Source organism: Lampropedia aestuarii (assembly GCF_004803635.1).
Classification (GTDB): Bacteria; Pseudomonadota; Gammaproteobacteria; order Burkholderiales; family Burkholderiaceae_C; genus Lampropedia; species Lampropedia aestuarii.
The window spans coordinates 87,253-105,356 of the sequence record NZ_SSWX01000007.1; the positions used below are offsets into that span (position 1 = coordinate 87,253).

Sequence of the window (18,104 nt, forward strand, 5' to 3'; positions counted from 1 at the left end):
CAGACAATCCCAATGGCACACTGGTGCTAACCGATCCGTCTGCGTATCGCGCGCTCAGCATATTAGCCACCAGTGGTTCTGGTACATCCTCATTTTCTGCAGTCGTGCACTTTAGCGACGACACTCAAACTACTTTGCCAATCCAATCGGTCTCTGACTGGTTCGGAGGATTAAATTATGTCGCGAGCGGTATGGGGCGTGTATCACGATACAACAATTCGGTAGAGAACAACCATACAAATCCGCGTCTTTACCAAATCAACATGGATTTGCTCTGCAGCGATCACAACAAAGTCATCAGCACAATTGAGTTCACCCGAGAATCTGGCCCCGGCATCCTGAACATATTTGCCCTTTCTGGAACCGACAAAAATGCAGGTCTCGTCGGTCAGTCAGACCTTTTTACAGAACAAAGCATCACACTCCATGCTCCGCTAAAAGGCGGTAGTTGGAGCAGTGACACGCCAACTGTCGCCATCGTTGACAACACAGGCAAGGTGAGTGGCATAGCAGCAGGACAAGCAACCATCACATACACAAGCCCTTGCGGAACCCAACACACCCACATGGTGACAGTGGCAAATACCATGCCAACCACCACTGCGCTTAGCAGCACCTCGGCTGCAGCTGTATTGGCGAGTTCTATTACGCTTACGGCAGTCGTTACCAACAGCAATAGCAACAGCAATAGCCAAGGCAGTGTCACATTCTTAAGTGGTGCCGATGCAAGCACTCCGGTGGCCGGCTGCACTGGCAGGCCAATCGAGCAAAACCAAGCTGAGTGCACTGTCACCCTTAATACAATTGGCCACCACCGCTACGTGGCTAAGTTCAGCTCCAGCAATCCAGCCATTGCGAACTCCAGCTCATCAAGTATTGGCGTTGATGTATTGCCAGCCAGCTTCTTGGTCACTGTAAGCCCCTTACCAGCAGATGCAGCAGCCCATGGCGGGAGCATCACTTGCAGCCCCAATCCTGTCAACACATTTACGCACGCAAGATGCACAGCCAATCCCGAGCCTGGTTATATGCTCGGCAGCTGGGCGGGCGATTGCAGCCACACGCCATCCTCTTCAAATGCCTGCACGCTCAGCAATGTGACTGCAGATCAAACCGTATCAGCGCAATTTATACAAGTGCAAACCAGCTTCACTGGCACCACGTCACCAAGCGATGGCACGGCAGCAGGCACAGCCACTGCCAGCTTCTCTGGTGGCGGCTCAACATGCCGTTTCGATGCGGGCAACACCGCTTTTGTCACTGCACCCCAGACTCTGCCACAAGGACAAACCATGCCGCATGGCATGCTCGACTTCAAACTAATAGGCTGTGACACCACACCAGTGACTGTCACTATCACCTGGCCAGATCAGGTGCAGGGCCTGACTAAGTGGGGCAAAGCCAGCGCTGACGCCACGTCTTCCAGCCATTTTCAGCCTAGCAATCTATTGGTTAATGGCCGCACCACCACATTCACCGTGCAGGACGGCCAATTGGGCGACGATGACTGGACCATTAACGGTGAAATTGTCGATCCTGTAGGTGCGACAGTGCAAGCTGCTTTGCCTCAAGCCGTCCCCGTACCAACACTGGGTCACCTAACACTCGCCTTGCTCAGTTTGTTCGCTGCAGGTTTGGCAGCTCTTGGTTTGCGCAAGCGTAGCAGCCCCTTGTCAAGCTAAGCTGGCCACTACCAGTGACGGATATAGAAATTTTTTCACAATAAAACGAGAGTATCAGCCCAATAAGCTGCAAACATCGCAAATACTCTGCTAAAATTTGCGGCTTCGCTACATGCGACCCAAATATCGGAGAGGTGGCAGAGTGGTCGAATGTACCTGACTCGAAATCAGGCGTAGGTGCAAGCCTACCGAGGGTTCGAATCCCTCCCTCTCCGCCAGATAGCCTATAAAAACGCACCTTTCGAGGTGCGTTTTTGTTTTTTCAACCATCTTATCTACCAAAATTGGGATTGAATTGTGCCAAATTAGATGCTGTTGGGCACATGCTTGGTGGCGCATCACGCTGAATATAGCTTGCGCTACTGGAGATGGCGCTTGGCGCCTTGCCTCTTGGTTTTTCACTCTCCAGAGCCCAAAAATTGCATATCCGTGGAGTCGATCCGCATGCGAGGCTCTTATGACCCATCCTCCCGATGACTACCAGCTAACGGGAGGATTTGTTCAAAAAAGCCGCTTTATTTGGCAATTGGCTTGGCTGTCTTTTTGGCTGTTGCATTATTGCTTGCATTGGCTTTTTTGGTCGCAGCTACAGGCTTGGTGCCTGCTTTGAATGCCTTTGCTTGTTCTGGTGCCGCAGTCTTGGCAATGGCCACTGCCAATGCGGGGTCCACTGCGGATGAGACGGGTGTGTGCTTGGCAAGCGCTGGCTGAGGTTGGCTGGTCTGCTGAATGCTGTTGTGAGGCTGAGGCTGGTAGCGCAAAATGAAATCGCGAATTTGCGGGTAAACAATTGTGCGCCATTTACTGCCACTGAAAATACCATAGTGGCCAGCGCCTTGGACATCTATGTGCTCTCTGTCTGCTGCGCCAATGCTGGTGCACAGCGTGTGTGCTGCCTTGGTTTGGCCTGAGCCAGAAATGTCGTCAAGCTCGCCTTCCACGGTAATCAAGGCCGTGTTTTTGATGTCGGCAGGTTTGACCAGCTCCAGTTGGCCTTGTGGATTGCGTACCTCCCAGGTGCCTTCGACGAGCTTGAATTTTTGGAACACTGTCTCAATGGTTTCCAAATAGTAATGCGCATCCATGTCCAAAACGGCGTTGTATTCGTCGTAGAACTTGCGGTGGTATTCGGTGGCGTCGTCGTCGCCCTTAATCAGGTTTTGGAAATAGTCGTAATAACTGCTGGCGTGGCGATCCGGGTTCATGGCGACAAAGCCGGTGTATTGCAAGAAACCGGGGTAGACACGGCGGCCTTCGCCAGGATAGCCAGTAGGCACGCGGTAGATCAAATTGTTTTCAAACCACTCGTAGCTGTGCTCGGTGGCCAGATTGTTGACCGAGGTTGGTGCTTTTCTGGCGTCAATGGGGCCGCCCATCATGGTCATTGATAGTGGTGTTGTCTCACCTCTGCTGGCCATCAGTGAAATAGCAGCCAACACTGGCACCGTAGGCTGGCAAACACTCATGACATGGCAATTGCCGTGCTTCTCCTGCAAGAAACGTATGAAGGTTTGCACGTTATTGACGTAGTCGTCTAAATGGAAGTCGCCTTTCTCCAGCGGCACCGTGCGTGCATTTTTCCAATCAGTAATATAGATTTTGTGCCCGCCCAGCATGGTGCGCACGGTCTCTCTGAGCAGCGTTGCGTAATGACCCGATAGCGGCGCCACAATCAAAACGGCAGGCTGCTTGAGCATGGTTTCAAGCGTTGCGCTGTTGTCGCTAAAGCGTTTGAAGCGGCGCAGTTCGCAAAAGGGCAGGTCCATCTCAATGCGTTCGTGGATAACCACTTCCACGCCATCGACCTCCACGGTTTCGATACCGAATGCTGGCTTCTCATAGTCCTTGCCAAGCCGGTATAACAGGTCATAGCTGGCCGAAATGCGATGTGCAAGCGAGGTGTCGGAAAACATCCAAGCTGGATTGGAGAACAGTTTAGAAGCCGCTTTGGCAAAATCTGCAAATGGCTCAGTAATGGCTCGTTGTGCTTCGTAGATTTGGTAGAGCATGGCGAAATCCTGTTTGTTGCATTGCACAATAATACCGCAGACTCATTCAGAAGTCGCGATTTGAGTTGGCACTCCTTCTTGATGCGTCAGTGCACAAGATCAAATTGTGTTGGTTTTATGGCTCGCTGTTTATATATTACGGCCGAGCTCAGGCCAGCGCTTATGCAGGTACAGCCAAGCACCCAGACCGATCGCCCAGAAACTGGCTGAGGCCAGTGACATCGTCAGGCTCGAGTGCATGACCAATGGCACGATAACGCCTGCAACTACACCATTGGCTGCAGACGTGATGCAGGCTTGCAGCGAAGAAGCCATGCCTCGGCGTGTTGGATTCATATCCAGTACCAGCAAGGTGATAGGAGGCATCACGACTGCCCAGCCAAACGAAAAAATACCTAAAGGAACAATTGCCAAGATCGGGTGGTACAAGCCAGCGGCGTTCAAGCTGATATTGATGACGCTGGCCACTGCCATGGTCAGGAAGCCGAATCGAATTTGTTTTTTAGGCGCCAGAACGCCAGCCATCCGCCCGCTGGCAGTTGCGCCAAGCATGATGCCGCCAATCGCGCATAGGAACATCCAGAAAAACTGCGTTGGGGCAAGTTGCAGATGCCCACCCAAGAATTCAGGCGATGCCAGTATGTAGACGAACATACCGTTAAAGGGCAGAGCGCTGCTGACTGCCAGCAGTAAAAAACGCGCGCTCAAGCCTAACTCCATATAGCCCTGAATCAACGGCTTCAACCGCAGTGGCTGGCGGTCTGCAATCGGCAGTGTTTCTGGCAGCACACGCCAGTTCACCAGCCACAGCCCAGCGCCCAACAAAGCCATGAACCAGAAAATGCTGTGCCAGCCAAGCAAGGTATAGAGCCAGCCTCCGACAATGGGGGCGATAGCAGGTGCTAAGCCAAAATACAAAGTCACTTGGCTCATGACTTTTTGGGCTTGTGTTGGTGCAAACACGTCGCGAATAATGGCCCGAGAGACGACCATGCTCGCTCCTGCTGACATGCCTTGCATTGCTCTGAAGAAAATCAGCTGTTCTGCAGATTGCGCCAGTGCGCAGCCGACAGATGCAAGGCCAAATGCAGCGACGCCCCACAGTACCACTGGCCGACGCCCAAAGCTGTCAGCTAATGCGCCATGAAACAAATTCATGAACGCAAACGCCAATAGATAGGCTGAGAGAGTCTGCTGCATTTGCAAAGGCGATGCAGCAAGGCTGGTGGAGATGCCAGAAAAAGCCGGCAGGTAAGTGTCGATTGAAAAAGGCCCAAGCACACTCAATGCCGCCAGCAATGCAGGCAGTGCCCAATGCGGGCCTAGTACAAGAGGCGGACTACTGGTCGAAGAGTCGGTGGGAGGTGTTTGTTCAGCTAAGGTGTCGCGCTTCATAAGGAAACAACATAATCAGACGAGTGTTATGGTGGCCGTTATTCATGTACATCGACTCGATGACAACGAGTGCTAGGGCGTAGTGTGTGCTGCGCCATTGTGCATGGATGTGGTGGTGTTTGATTTTTCGCTCAGATAGGGCGGTTGCTGCATGCGATGCTTTGCATCGCCTCTGTGACACTGCGTCGGTCACTATGGACATCCAACGGATCAGAGCATTTTTCAAAAGAAAAAATATTGGCTTGAATGTCTTGTGGCCGTAGGGCAGTGGCTGTGCCAGGCGTTTGTGTTGAAGGCACGGGCTCACACGTTGCTTTCTGGCCAGCAGCGGTGATGGTGTGGTCCTGTTCTTTGCTATACAGCAGAGGCGCACTTGGTATTAGCTTGGCTATTTGATTCATCGAGGGACACTAGACGCAGGCAGCAATGTTTGCTGCTGTCGTTTGAAGGGGGTTGTGGTGGGCTGAAATTGCAGGCTTGGACAAACATGCAGAGGATGCCCGCTGCACTTTTGTATACCAGTAGTCTGTCTGTGCGATGTAAATTGTTGTCCTTCTGCAACGAAAATAGATGTAAAGGCGCGGCAACTGCAAATACTCTTTGCCAAGCTTGGCCGGCTCTGTTGCAATACTCCTAACTTCCCCACCAGGAGGTTGGCTCGGGGAACCGGCGGGATTGAAAAAGGTGAATACAGCCCAAGACCCCCCGTACCGGAGCCCTATGTTTAACCTTGGAGTATCCGCAATGAAAAAATCTCTAATCGCTTTGGCCGCTATTGCTGCTTCTGGCTTGGCAATGGCCCAATCTTCTGTGACTCTGTACGGTGTTGCTGATATCGCTGTTGGCGATGCATACGACAAAACCGGCGCACAATCGAACAACAACATCAACAACGGTAACAGCCGCATCGGTTTCCGTGGTGTTGAAGACCTGGGCAATGGCTTGAAAGCTGAATTCCAATTGGAACAAGCGGTTCGTCTGGCTGACGGTAGCACTGGTGGTAACGGTGGTGCTGGTGGCGCAACTTTTGCTCGTCAAGCATGGGTTGGTTTGTCTGGCAACTTCGGTGCTGTTCGCGCCGGTCGTCAATTGACACCTACATACGACGCAGTTGCTGTGTACGACCTGACTGGTACAGCTAACTACTCCCCAGTTGCTCTGAACTTCGGCTACGGCGGCGGTTCGCGTACAAACTCCCTGTTCAAATACGTGACTCCTAGCTTCGGTGGCTTCAAAGCTTCCTTGGGCTACGTGTTCGAAGACAACTACACAGCTTACGGTGCTAACGCTGATGGCAAAAGCAACGCCAAAGGCTTCTACGACATCGCTGTGATCTACCAAAACGGCCCATTGGGCGTGTCGGCAGCTTACAACTACGCTGAAGTCAACTCCGGTTGGAGCAAGAAAAGCCGTGTTGAAAACAGCAACATCGGTGCTACATACGACTTCGGTTCGTTCAAACTGGCTGGTTCTTACCACTACAACGACGTTGCTAGCGTGAGCAACTACGAAGGTGGCCCAGCTTCTGGTACAACACACATCCAGCCTGGTATCCAAGGTTACTCTTTGGGCGCAACAGTTCCGCTGGGCGCATTCAGCCTGACAGCTGACGTTGTGTACGCAAAAGACCGCAACGAACTGACTCCTGGCGCTGGCAAGCGTGACGGCGTTGACGCTGTTATCGAAGCCAAGTACGCTTTGTCCAAACGTACATTCGTGTACGGCGTGTACTACCGTGCTGACAAAAAAGGCCCACAGTTTGAGAACACCTTCGGTGAGCAAAACAACTACGCTATCGGCCTGCGCCACAACTTCTAATTGGTTGCCTGCTTAAGCAGGTTTCCTAGAAGAACAAACGCCCCTTCGGGGGCGTTTTTTTATATCTATATCTGCATAGCAAATGGTTTTTCTGGAGCAGATTGCGTGCTCTGCCAGGTATGCCGTATCGGTATGAGAAGGATGGGATTAATGGTGTGCTGTTCGGGTAGCGCTGTCCACTGTTTGCCGACCCATTTGCAGAGCGTCAGATGATTCTTGAGCCTTGCAGCCGATGCAATGCTTTGCAGTGGCCTCTTTGATCGTTCTGTTCATCCGTTCGAGCGACATATTGCTCCACGGACGTTAGACTCAGACGATAGACCCGACCAAAAAGTGTGCAAATGCCACCGATTGCTGCAGCGATGCATGAATTGTGAATGCCACTATCGGTGGTGAGTGCTGTGTATGAGTGGCAACAGGGGCCTAGCGCTGCCTGTTTTTTGTGCCTGGTGCGCCTGTGAAAAAACCGTAAACAGGTGCTAAATTGATTAGGCGCCGCTTTTAGAATAATTTTTGCGCGGCGCCTGAGAGGCGAGTTGAAGTTTGGTGCTTGTTATTCTGCTACCAGGCTGAGCAATTCCGCGCCGTCCATGACTTGGTCGCCTGGAGCGAACAAGAGCTCAGCCACCACACCATCTTTTGGGGCCAAAATGGTGTGCTCCATTTTCATGGCTTCCATCACAGCCAAGGCCTGGCCTTTTTTAACAGCATCACCAGCTTGAACTGTGAATGCCACGACTTTGCCTGGCATCGGTGCTGTTAAGCGGCCTGACTCTGCATGTTCATCGCTTTGCAGGAGTGGGTCGACTGATACCAAGCTGTCATGGCCTGCTGCGGCGAAAACATCAATCGTTTGGCCGCTGCGATACACATGCACTTGAGAGGCGTGCTCAGCCAAGTTCAGTTGCAGTGCATCTGCTGTCGCAGAGTAGCTGAAGGGGCCATCGAACACTTGCTGTGCGGACTTGCCCTGTGTATCGACTCTCAGGTGCAAGCCATCTGCGAGATAGCTCAACTGGGCAATGTATTTCTGGTCGTCTTTCGTGAACAAGAAAAAGCGCTTGGCTGCGCCCCAGGCGCGCCAGGCATCGTGGTGGCTGAATGGATCGCCATCCTTGGCTGTGACTTGCTCTTGGTTCAGGGTGTGGGCAATCGCTGCGGCAATGCTAAATCCAACCGGCCAAGGCGTTTGATTGAACAGCTGCTCCGCTTCGCGTGGAATCAAGGCGGTGTCGAGTTTGGCCTGTGCAAACGATGGGGTCTTGATCGTGCGGCGCAAGAACTGCACGTTATTGGCCAGACCGACAATATGCAACTGAGCCAGTGCTTCGTCCAAGCGTTGCAGGGCTTCGTCACGGGTATTGCCACGCACAATCAGCTTGGCAATCATGGAGTCGTAGTACGGGCTGATGCTATCGCCTTCACGCACGCCATCGTCAACACGCACATCGCTGACTTCAAAAGCGCTGGCCTGGGGCTTGCGGTAAATGCGCAAGTGGCCTGTGGCGGGCAGGAAGTCGTTGTCTGGGTTTTCGGCATTGATGCGCGCTTCAATGGCGTGCCCTGTAAGTTGCAGCTGTGCCTGGGTTTTGGGCAATGGCTCTCCGCTGGCTACGCGCAACTGCCACTCAACCAAGTCGGTGCCGGTGATCGCTTCAGTGACAGGGTGCTCGACTTGCAAACGCGTGTTCATCTCCATGAAATAAAAACGCATCTCTTCGGGCTTGTCATAACCCCCAGGCTGCTCGACGATGAATTCCACTGTACCAGCGCCCACATAGCCTACCGCTTTGGCTGCTGCTACGGCAGCTTCGCCCATTTGTTTGCGTAACGCGGCCGTCATACCGGGCGCAGGTGCCTCTTCCAGGACTTTCTGGTGACGGCGCTGCACTGAGCAGTCCCGCTCAAACAAATAAACGACGTCGCCTTGTTGGTCGCCAAACACTTGGATTTCAATATGGCGTGGTCGCTGTACGTACTTTTCAATCAGCACATTGTCATCGCCAAAGCTGTTGATGGCCTCGCGCTGGCAGGACTGCAGCGCGGCGCTGAAGTCTTCGCTGCGCTCGACAATGCGCATGCCCTTGCCGCCGCCGCCAGCGCTGGCTTTGATCAGTACCGGATAGCCAATTCGGTCGGCCTCACTGTGCAGCAAGACGGGATCCTGGTCTTTGCCGTGGTAGCCTGGCACCAAAGGTACGCCGGCTTTTTCCATCAGGCGTTTGGATTCGGCTTTCAGCCCCATGGCTTGAATGGCAGAGGCGGGTGGGCCAATAAAGACCAGACCGGCTTCACTACAGGCTTTGGCAAAGTCCTCGTTTTCAGACAAAAAACCATAGCCGGGGTGGATGGCCTCAGCGCCAGTGGCTTGCGCTGCGGCAATGATGCGCTGCCATTGTAGATAGCTCTCTTTAGGCGTGTTGCCGCCGACATGGACTGCTTCATCGCAGACCTGCACATGTTTGGCTTTGGCATCGGCATCGGAGTAGACAGCCACGGTTTGAATGCCCAGGCGCCTGGCAGTGGCCGCAACGCGGCAGGCAATCTCACCACGGTTTGCGATCAGGATTTTGTGGAACATGGGGTTGTCTCCTTGGGATGAAATGTATGAGTCACAGGTCAACGGCATTGAATAGATCAGCCTATCAATGCGATGCAGTCGGGGGTGTTGGGGCAGATCTGCCCAATAGGTTTTGTAGCTTGCGCCAAGCAGCACGTAAAAATCGGAACATCCACCATGTCACTAGCCACATCAGCAGCACGGCCAACAGCAGCAGCACCAGAAATACCACCGGGCTGGTCAAGGCCAGCCAGACCGCGCCAATGCTCAGGCCGTCTTCGGTCAAGCTGGCTGTGAGGTTGGAGAGGGGCTCTGGCGAGGTGTTGATGGCCGCACGGGTCGTGGTTTTAGCGACTTGGCTGGTTGCGGCCAAGGTGCCGCCCATCAAGGCAGCAATCAAGGCCATTTGGCCATTGTCAGCCCCAAAGACTGCTGCGGCCAGTGCCGCGCCAGCAGGCACGCGAATCACACTTTGCAGCAAGTCCCACAGCGAATCGACGCCTGGGATTTTGTCGGCAAAGAATTCGGCAAACAGCATGATGGCGCTGAAAAACAGCACCAACGGGCTTTGCAGCAATGTCAATGCACCTGGCAAGGCAATCCAGTCCAGATAACCGGCCAAACCGGTGACAAACACCACCGCGTATAAGCGCAGTCCGCTGGACCAGCCCAAGGCTGCGGCCAAGGCCAGCATGCCGGTCATGTCCATGCTGCCCAAGGCCTGGCTGAGGTGCTCGCCCACGCCCGCCACCGCGCCATGCAAAGCTGCGCCGTCCAGTGCAGGCATTGTCTGGCTCAGTGTGTAGCTGGTGTCCTGGGCTGTGCTGGTCATGGTGTTCAGGCGTTTGGGGGTTAAGCCAACCAGTTCGGCGTGCGTTTTTGCAAGAACGACTGCACGCCTTCTTTGCCTTCTTCGCTGGCGCGTATCTGGGCAATGCCCTCTACGGTCTGGGCGATCAAGGCCGGTGTAATGGCCACTTGTGCGACATCCAGCACCAGTTGCTTGGCGGCTTTGACGGCCTGTGGACCGGCTTGCACCAAGGCTTTGGTGATTTCAGCTACTTTCAGATCCAAAGCCTGTAGCGTGCTGGACGGATCGGCTGAGGTGTCCTGGGCAACCAGGGCATGGATAAAACCTAGACGCAAGGCTTCTTGTGCATCAAAGCGCTCGGCTGTCAGAAAGTAGCGGTGTGAGGCACGTGCGCCAAGCGCGCGAATCACGTAAGGGGCAATCGTTGCAGGTATCAGGCCCAGTTTGACTTCGGACAGACAAAAGTGGCTGCCTTCAACCGCCACGGCCATATCACAGGCCGCTACCAGGCCCATGCCTCCAGCATACACATCCCCTTGAATGCGCGCCACGGTGGGCTTGGGGCAGGTGTAGATGGTGTGCAGCATGTCAGCCAGCTTGGCAGCATCGGCACTGTTTTCTGCATGCGTGTAATCGGCCATTTTGCGCATCCAGTTCAAATCAGCACCGGCACAAAAGGCTTTGCCTTCGGCAGCCAATACAATCGCCCGCACCTCGGGGGCTTGCCCAAGCTGTTTAAAGGCCTGGGTGATGTCTGCAATGACTTCGTCGTTGAAGGCATTGCGCATGTCGGCGCGTGTCAAAGTAATAGTGGCGACGTGGTCGGCGATGTGGGTGCTGAGATTGGCCATGGTGTTGGTCCTGCTGCAATGGGGGGCGACGTGGGCTGGTGAGGACATGTTTACATGCGGAAGACACCAAACTGCACATCGGCAATCGGTGCATTGCGAGATGCTGATAAGCCAAGAGCCAAGACACGGCGGGTGTCTGCGGGGTCAATCACGCCGTCGTCCCACAGGCGTGCCGATGCATAGTAAGGATGGCCTTGGGCTTCGTATTGCTGGCGAATCGGTGCTTTGAAGGCTTCTTCTTCATCGGCGCTCCACTGGCCACCTTTGAGCTCGATGCCATCGCGCTTGACGGTGGCCAGCACACTGGCTGCTTGCTCGCCGCCCATGACCGAAATACGCGCGTTGGGCCACATCCATAAAAAGCGTGGCGAGTAGGCGCGCCCGCACATGCCGTAGTTGCCTGCGCCAAAGCTGCCGCCAATGATGACGGTGAATTTGGGCACGTTAGCAGTTGCCACGGCAGTGACCAGCTTGGCGCCATGGCGGGCAATGCCTTCGTTTTCGTATTTGCGACCTACCATGAAACCGGTGATGTTTTGCAAAAACACCAAGGGGATTTTGCGTTGGCAGCACAGCTCGATAAAGTGCGCGCCTTTTTGTGCTGATTCAGAAAACAAGATGCCGTTGTTGGCGATGATGCCCACCAGCATGCCTTCAATGCGGGCAAAGCCGGTCACCAGCGTACTTCCAAAGCGGGCTTTGAATTCGTCAAAATCGCTGTCATCAACAATGCGGGCAATGATTTCGCGCACATCAAAAGGCTTGCGCGTGTCGGTGGGAATCACACCGTACAGCTCTTCATTGGCAAAGCGTGGTGCAACCGGTGCGGTATCGGCCGGGTGCGCCGCTTTATGCCATTGCAGGTTTTTGATTTTCTCGCGTGCAATCGCCAATGCATGCAAATCGTTTTGTGCGAGGTAGTCGGCCACACCGGACAAGCGGGTGTGGGTGTCACCACCACCGAGGTCTTCGGCGCTGACGACCTCGCCAGTTGCTGCTTTGACCAAGGGCGGGCCACCCAAGAAGATCGTGCCTTGGTTTTGGACGATGATGGTTTCATCGCTCATTGCTGGCACATAGGCACCACCGGCGGTGCAGCTGCCCATTACCACGGCAATTTGTGCAATGCCTTGGGCGCTCATATTGGCTTGGTTGTAGAAGATGCGGCCAAAGTGGTCGCGGTCCGGGAATACGTCGTCCTGGTTGGGCAGGTTGGCCCCGCCCGAGTCCACCAGGTAGACACAGGGCAGGCGGTTTTGCATTGCGATTTCCTGCGCCCGCAGGTGCTTTTTCACCGTCAATGGGTAGTAGGTGCCGCCCTTGACTGTGGCGTCATTGCACACGACCATGCATTCCACGCCCTGGACGCGGCCAATGCCGGCAATCATGCCGGCGCCGGGCGCGGCGTTGTCATAGACATTGAGGGCCGCCAGCGGCGCAATTTCCAGAAATGGGCTGCCTGGATCGAGCAGCGCCTGGACGCGGTCTCTGGGCAGCAGCTTACCGCGCGAGAGGTGTTTGTCCCTTGCCGCAGCGCCGCCGCCTTGCTCGATCACGGCGAATTGCTCGCGCAAGTCCTGCACCAGTGCGCGCATGGATTTTTCATTATTTTGAAAATCGTTGCTACGAGCGCTCAGTTTTGAGTTCAAAATGGCCATTGCTTATTTCCTCGCTGGCTCATTGCTGAGCCGGTTGCTTGTCTCCACACAATCGAATATTGCCCAGTCAGCTGCCAATAGCCAACTGGTGCGAACGAATCATGCATACAGTTGAAATTGTTCTGTTGGTACTGATGTTGGGCGCGGTATCTGGTTTGCTTGCCAGATATGTCAAGTTCATTCCTTTGCCTTTGCTGCAAATTGCATTGGGCATGGCGCTGGCGTGGCCGCAGGCCGGTTTGCATATAGCGTTTGATCCGGATTTGTTCCTGCTGCTGTTCATTCCGCCATTGCTGTTTGCCGATGGCTGGCGTATCCCCAAGCGCGAATTCTTTGCGTTGTACAAGCCGATTTTGCGTCTGGCCTTGGGGTTGGTGTTCTTTACCGTGATTGGCCTGGGTTACTTTATCCACTGGCTGATTCCGGCGATACCTCTGCCTGTGGCATTTGCCTTGGCGGCCGTGCTCTCGCCCACCGATGCGGTGGCTGTGTCTGCGATTGCGCGTAATCTGGGCATGCCCACCCAAGCCCTGCATATTCTGGAGGGCGAGTCGCTGCTCAATGACGCATCGGGCCTGGTCGCTTTGAAGTTTGCCGTCGCCGCTGCGATGACTGGCGCCTTTTCGTGGATGGAGGCTGGCCAGAGCTTTGTTTTGATTGCCGTAGGTGGTGTGATCGTTGGCTTGGCGATTGGCTGGCTGTTTGGCTATGTGCGCAAAGTCGTCACCCGCCTTGTTGGCGACACGGCTGCCACACAAATGGTCCTGCTGCTGCTGCTGCTGCCCTTTGCTGCTTATTTGCTGGGTGAACGTTTGGGCGTATCGGGCATTTTGGCTGCTGTTTCGGCCGGGATTGCCGTGAACTTCACCGACCTCGACCGTGGCCGTTTTATTTCCGAGCGGATGCAAAGCAATGATGCCTGGCAGATGGTCGAGGCGACCTTTAATGGTGCAATTTTCTTGCTGCTGGGCATTCAACTGCCGACCCTGATACGCGAGGCGATGGGGCGCAGCGATTACAGCTGGTGGCAGTTGCTGGCGATCATTTTGGCCATCACGGTGGTCGCGATGGTATTGCGCGCTGTTTGGTTGCATGTGGCCGTGCAAGGGCCTTTGCGTAAAAGCTTTCGCAATCAGGGCGTGTCGCAAAAGTCTTCGTATTTGCTCACCACCTTGGGCACGGTAGCAGGCATTCGCGGTGCGGTGACTTTGGCTGGTGCATTGTCGATTCCGCTGCTGCTGCCCAGTGGCCAGCCATTTCCGGCCAGAGATTTGGTGATCATGCTGGCTGCAGGGGTGATTATTGCCACTTTGCTGATTGGCAGCATTGGCCTGCCCTTGATTTTGCGCCGGTTGCCAGCCAGCAAAGAGCATGCCACTGACCGTGAAGAGCGGCGCGCGCGTGTTGCAGCCTGCCATGCTGCCTTGGTGTCTTTGCAAGAGCAGGACCAAGTGCAGGGACAAAAAGAGGAAACCTCGGGCGAGCAGGCGATGTGGGTGGCGGTGATGGGGCGGGTGGCGCAGGATTACCGCGACCGTTTGGGGGCCTTGGACGATACCAGCGACCCCGATTTGGCCCAATTGCGCGACCGTATGCAGCATGTGCGCTCGGTCGAGCTGGGCATGGAGCTGCGCTTGATTGGTTTGCAAGCCGAACGTGAGGAGTTCTACCATTTGCGCCGCAAGCACTTGATCAATGACGACTCGCTCAGATTGCTCGTCGATGAGCTGGATTTGGCCGAGGTGGCCTTGATTCGCAGGCGCAAGGCGGCCAAGCTCAACCGCCAGCAGGCTGAAGAGGCTTTGGCGATTGCACGCAAAGAAGAACAAGAACACGAAGCGGCCGAGAAGGAGCGGGCTGCGCAAGAAGCGCTGGCGCAAGCTAAAAACGCAGTGGATGCTGCCACTAGCACCGCTGCGGTTGCCGCTACGGCAAATTCTGCCAGTGATGCCGCCACGGAAGACCGCACTGTTGAACCCGTAGTCAAGCTGGCTATGGACAGTGCGGCCGTGCCAACGGAGACCAACAGCAACCACAGCACCAGCAACCACAGTACCAGCAGTGCTCACAGCACGCAGCCTGACAAGCCCGCAGCCCATTGAATGGGTGAGGGCCCAATCGGCATGCCTGGCCATTGGCTGAGAGAGTGGCAGTAGTGCTGGCACGGCAGATATGCGCATCAGGTGATTAAGCAGAAGCGGCTTCGCTCAGGCCAAGCTGCTGCTTCATGGCATCGCGGATCAGGTATTTCTGAATTTTTCCGGTCACGGTCATCGGAAATGCCTCGACAAAACGGATGTAGCGCGGCACTTTGTAGTGCGCAATCTGGCCTTTGCAAAATGCGCGCAGTTGCTCTTCAGTCAGCTCCATGCCGGGTTTCAAAATGATCCACGCGCACAGTTCTTCACCGTATTTCTGGTCTGGCACGCCAACAATTTGCACATCCTGGATGTGCTCATGGCGGTAGAGGAATTCTTCAATTTCGCGCGGGTAGATGTTCTCGCCGCCACGGATCACCATGTCTTTGATGCGGCCGACGATATTCACATAGCCCTCGTCATCCATAGTGGCCAAATCACCGGTGTGCATCCACTGTTCGGCATCAATGGCTTCGGCGGTTTTTTCAGCATCGCCCCAGTAGCCGTGCATCACGCTGTATCCCTTGGTGCACAGCTCGCCCGACTGGCCGCGCGGCACGGTCTCGCCAGTGTTGGGGTCGACAATTTTGATTTCCAGGTGAGGCTGAACTTTGCCCACGGTGGTCACACGTTTTTCCAGTGGCGTGCGGGTGTCGCTTTGGCAGCTGACTGGACTGGTCTCGGTCATGCCATAGGCAATGGTGATTTGCGCCAAATGCATGCGCTCGACGACGCGCTTCATCACCTCAATCGGGCAAGCTGTGCCTGCCATGATGCCAGTGCGCAGGCTGGATAGATCAAACTCCTCAAAGCGAGGGTGGTCCAGCTCGGCGATGAACATGGTCGGCACGCCATGCAGGCCAGTGCAGCGCTCAGCCTGCACAGCCTCCAAGACGGACAGTGCATCAAAACCATCATTGGGGTAGACAATCGCGCTGCCATGCGTGAGGCAGGCCAGATTGCCCAGCACCATGCCAAAGCAGTGGTAGAGCGGCACTGGAATGCACAAGCGGTCTTGTGGGCCCAGTTCCATGCACTCACCAATGAAAAAACCATTGTTGAGAATATTGCGGTGGGTCAGGGTTGCCCCTTTTGGGAAGCCGGTCGTGCCGCTGGTGAATTGGATATTGATGGGATCGGTGTTTTTCAATCCCGCTTGGATCTTGCCTACCGCAGGGTCATTGGCATCGCCACGGGCCAGCAAGGCCGAGAAACGCTGCATCCCTGGCTGCTCATCGCCTTGTCCCGGCACATCGATCCAGACCACGTGACGCAAAAACGGCAGGCGCCGCGCGGCCAGAGGTGCGCCTTGCGCAGTGCTGTTCAACTCGGGTGCCAGTTCCCTGAGCATCGCCAAGTAATCGCTGGTTTTGAAGCTGGGCATGGCCACCAAGGCCTTGCAGCCGACCTTGTTGAGTGCGTACTCGGCCTCGGAGGTGCGGTAGGCCGGATTGATATTGACCAGGATCAGTCCGGCTTTTGCCGTCGCAAGCTGCATCAGCACCCATTCAACATTGTTGTGCGACCAGATGCCGATCCGGTCGCCTGCTACCAGACCCATTTTCAGCAGGGCACTGGCCAATTGGTTGGCTGAGGCTTGCAACTGCAGGTAGGTCAGGCGTTGGTTTTGATGCCGACTCACCAAGGCATCGCGTTGCGGATGCTGGGCGACCATGGCGTCGAAATAGTCGCCAATGGTCTGCTCAATCAGTTCAGGGGTCGTGCTGCCTTTTGCATAACTCAGGGCAGAGGTGGGCATGGGGGTCTCCTAGCGGCAGTTCTTCAAGACTGCCCATTGGTCATTGCACGGGCTTGTTGCACATTGCGATCGGGCGTGGTGCAGGCGGCCAGCTTTGCATGAGCGTGCTGATGCGTTCCATCTTACTGCTGTGCGCTGGCAATGGACAGTAGTCGAGTTCAGCGAAGGGGTGCAATTTGTGCCAGAATCGTTTGCATAATTGCCTGATTGTGAGTTGCCATGCAAAACGCCCCCGAAACTCTGCGAAAAACCACCAATAGGGAGCCAGCACGCGCTACGCCATTGGATTTTTTACATACCATCCTGCGTTGCTATGCGCGTCTTGGAAAAGACCCTAAAAAAGCGCTTGAATATGCACAAATTACGCCAAAAGATTTACAAAATTCCCAGGGTTTGATGACGGCACTGCAGATGGAACGTTTGTCCTTGTATGCGATGCAAGAGCTCGATGATGAGGCGCTAGGTTGGCTCAATCGGCCCATGCGCTGGGGCAGCTATGGCTTTTTGGCACGCGCGACCTTGACGGCTCCGAATTTGCGTGTGGCCTTGCTGCGCTGGTGTCGCCACCATGGTTTGTTGACCGATGAGTTGCGACTGCAGCTCCAAGCTGCAGGCAGCCAAGCGGTGGTCACGGTCGAGGAGCTGACGCTGGCCGATGTCGACCGGCGTCGCCTGGGACTTTTGACTTTGTTGCGCAATATCCATGGATTTTCTTGCTGGCTGCTGGACTCGCAGATTCGATTGACGCAGATCGAGCTGCCCTTTGAGGCGCCGCCCTATGCAGCCCAGGTGTCGGTCATGTTTCCCACGGTGATTCGTTATGGTGCGCCTAGAGCCAGTCTGCAGTTTGATGTCAATTACCTAGAGATGCCTGTGCGGCGTGATGAAGCCGCGCTGAACCTGATGCTGCAGCGGGCGCTGCTGGTGGTCATTAAGCCATACCGGCGCGATCGACTGATGCAGCAGCGTGTGCGCCAATTGCTGGCCAATGCGCAAGAAGGCCAGTCCTACACCGCCGAGACCATTGCACAGGCTTTGCACGTCTCGGTGCGCAGTCTGCATCGGTTTTTGCAGGAAGACGGCGTGAGCTTGCAAAAAATCAAAGACGAGGTGCACTGTGAGAAAGCCAAGCAATTGCTGATGCGCACCTCCCACCCGATCAAGCGTATTGCCGCCTGTGTGGGCTTTGACAATGCCAAGAGCTTTACCCGCGCTTTTACACGCTGGGTAGGGGTCGCACCATCGGAATACCGCGAAAGCGGTCAGGCTGGAGTGAGCACTCTGCATACCAGGGCTGGCAATTCTCTTGTGGTATGAGCTGATTTGTCATGCGTGCTTGGCATGGATTGGCTTTGGTGCTCTGAGCCTAAAGAATTGATTTCTGGCAATCATCTATTTCAAGATGATTTGAAGTGTGTTTTTT

The 18,104-nt window shown here is 55.0% G+C and carries 11 protein-coding genes, 1 tRNA gene and 1 pseudogene; 6 read left to right on the plus strand and 7 right to left on the minus strand.

Annotated elements, in window-relative coordinates; translation table 11 throughout:
- Positions 1-263 precede the first annotated feature (263 nt).
- From E8K88_RS18585 to E8K88_RS07015, 3 genes and pseudogenes are all read left to right on the plus strand, one after another.
- Positions 264-548: pseudogene (locus E8K88_RS18585) on the plus strand (Ig-like domain-containing protein); the annotation flags it as partial.
- 39 nt (positions 549-587) lie between these two features.
- On the plus strand, positions 588-1,682 hold the full coding sequence (locus tag E8K88_RS07010) for an IPTL-CTERM sorting domain-containing protein (protein ID WP_240754385.1): 1,095 nt from the start codon (positions 588-590) through the stop codon (positions 1,680-1,682).
- A 128-nt stretch (positions 1,683-1,810) separates the two neighbouring features.
- Positions 1,811-1,900, plus strand: a tRNA-Ser gene (locus E8K88_RS07015).
- A 297-nt stretch (positions 1,901-2,197) separates the two neighbouring features.
- Here the strand turns inward: E8K88_RS07015 and E8K88_RS07020 are convergent.
- Positions 2,198-3,691 carry a polyhydroxyalkanoate depolymerase gene (locus E8K88_RS07020; protein WP_136405940.1) on the minus strand — a complete coding sequence of 498 codons (1,494 nt, stop codon included), beginning with the start codon at positions 3,689-3,691 and terminating at the stop codon, positions 2,198-2,200.
- Between the two features lie 129 nt (positions 3,692-3,820).
- Positions 3,821-5,086, minus strand: coding sequence for a multidrug effflux MFS transporter (locus E8K88_RS07025; protein WP_136405941.1), 1,266 nt, complete (start codon positions 5,084-5,086; stop codon positions 3,821-3,823).
- Positions 5,087-5,830: 744 nt separating this feature from the next.
- Between E8K88_RS07025 and E8K88_RS07030 the strand changes: the two genes are divergently transcribed.
- Complete coding sequence (locus tag E8K88_RS07030) at positions 5,831-6,904, plus strand: porin (protein ID WP_168797270.1); 1,074 nt, start codon at positions 5,831-5,833, stop codon at positions 6,902-6,904.
- Positions 6,905-7,457: 553 nt separating this feature from the next.
- On the opposite strand, the gene E8K88_RS07035 is transcribed toward E8K88_RS07030, so the two are convergent.
- The 4 genes from E8K88_RS07035 to E8K88_RS07050 form a co-directional block, all read right to left on the minus strand.
- Positions 7,458-9,485, minus strand: a complete 2,028-nt coding sequence (locus E8K88_RS07035) for an acetyl/propionyl/methylcrotonyl-CoA carboxylase subunit alpha (RefSeq protein WP_136405943.1) — start codon at positions 9,483-9,485, stop codon at positions 7,458-7,460.
- A 64-nt stretch (positions 9,486-9,549) separates the two neighbouring features.
- Complete coding sequence (locus E8K88_RS07040) at positions 9,550-10,296, minus strand: DUF4126 domain-containing protein (RefSeq protein ID WP_136405944.1); 747 nt, start codon at positions 10,294-10,296, stop codon at positions 9,550-9,552.
- Between the two features lie 20 nt (positions 10,297-10,316).
- Positions 10,317-11,126: an enoyl-CoA hydratase/isomerase family protein gene (locus E8K88_RS07045; protein WP_136405945.1), complete on the minus strand. Its 810-nt coding sequence runs from the start codon at positions 11,124-11,126 to the stop codon at positions 10,317-10,319.
- Positions 11,127-11,176: 50 nt separating this feature from the next.
- Positions 11,177-12,784: a carboxyl transferase domain-containing protein gene (locus tag E8K88_RS07050; RefSeq protein WP_136405946.1), complete on the minus strand. Its 1,608-nt coding sequence runs from the start codon at positions 12,782-12,784 to the stop codon at positions 11,177-11,179.
- 101 nt (positions 12,785-12,885) lie between these two features.
- Here E8K88_RS07050 and E8K88_RS07055 point away from each other — a divergent pair, with 101 nt between their 5' ends.
- Positions 12,886-14,886: a Na+/H+ antiporter gene (locus E8K88_RS07055; RefSeq protein ID WP_136405947.1), complete on the plus strand. Its 2,001-nt coding sequence runs from the start codon at positions 12,886-12,888 to the stop codon at positions 14,884-14,886.
- An 85-nt stretch (positions 14,887-14,971) separates the two neighbouring features.
- On the opposite strand, the gene E8K88_RS07060 is transcribed toward E8K88_RS07055, so the two are convergent.
- Positions 14,972-16,681, minus strand: a complete 1,710-nt coding sequence (locus E8K88_RS07060; protein WP_136405948.1) for an AMP-binding protein — start codon at positions 16,679-16,681, stop codon at positions 14,972-14,974.
- Positions 16,682-16,900: 219 nt separating this feature from the next.
- Here E8K88_RS07060 and E8K88_RS07065 point away from each other — a divergent pair, with 219 nt between their 5' ends.
- A complete protein-coding gene (locus E8K88_RS07065; protein WP_136405949.1) occupies positions 16,901-17,998 on the plus strand; it encodes an AraC family transcriptional regulator in 1,098 nt (365 codons plus the stop codon).
- Positions 17,999-18,104: the final 106 nt, after the last annotated feature.

What these genes read in the sequence shown, in the direction of transcription:
- E8K88_RS07020 (WP_136405940.1), bottom strand. Translation starts at nt 3,691, where the DNA reads ATGCTCTACCAAATCTACGAAGCACAACGAGCCATTACTGAGCCATTT.
- E8K88_RS07035 (WP_136405943.1), bottom strand. Translation starts at nt 9,485, where the DNA reads ATGTTCCACAAAATCCTGATCGCAAACCGTGGTGAGATTGCCTGCCGC.
- E8K88_RS07025 (WP_136405941.1), bottom strand. Translation starts at nt 5,086, where the DNA reads ATGAAGCGCGACACCTTAGCTGAACAAACACCTCCCACCGACTCTTCG.
- E8K88_RS07030 (WP_168797270.1), top strand. Translation starts at nt 5,831, where the DNA reads ATGAAAAAATCTCTAATCGCTTTGGCCGCTATTGCTGCTTCTGGCTTG.
- E8K88_RS07055 (WP_136405947.1), top strand. Translation starts at nt 12,886, where the DNA reads ATGCATACAGTTGAAATTGTTCTGTTGGTACTGATGTTGGGCGCGGTA.
- E8K88_RS07065 (WP_136405949.1), top strand. Translation starts at nt 16,901, where the DNA reads ATGCAAAACGCCCCCGAAACTCTGCGAAAAACCACCAATAGGGAGCCA.
- E8K88_RS07050 (WP_136405946.1), bottom strand. Translation starts at nt 12,784, where the DNA reads ATGGCCATTTTGAACTCAAAACTGAGCGCTCGTAGCAACGATTTTCAA.
- E8K88_RS07045 (WP_136405945.1), bottom strand. Translation starts at nt 11,126, where the DNA reads ATGGCCAATCTCAGCACCCACATCGCCGACCACGTCGCCACTATTACT.
- E8K88_RS07060 (WP_136405948.1), bottom strand. Translation starts at nt 16,681, where the DNA reads ATGCCCACCTCTGCCCTGAGTTATGCAAAAGGCAGCACGACCCCTGAA.
- E8K88_RS07010 (WP_240754385.1), top strand. Translation starts at nt 588, where the DNA reads ATGCCAACCACCACTGCGCTTAGCAGCACCTCGGCTGCAGCTGTATTG.
- E8K88_RS07040 (WP_136405944.1), bottom strand. Translation starts at nt 10,296, where the DNA reads ATGACCAGCACAGCCCAGGACACCAGCTACACACTGAGCCAGACAATG.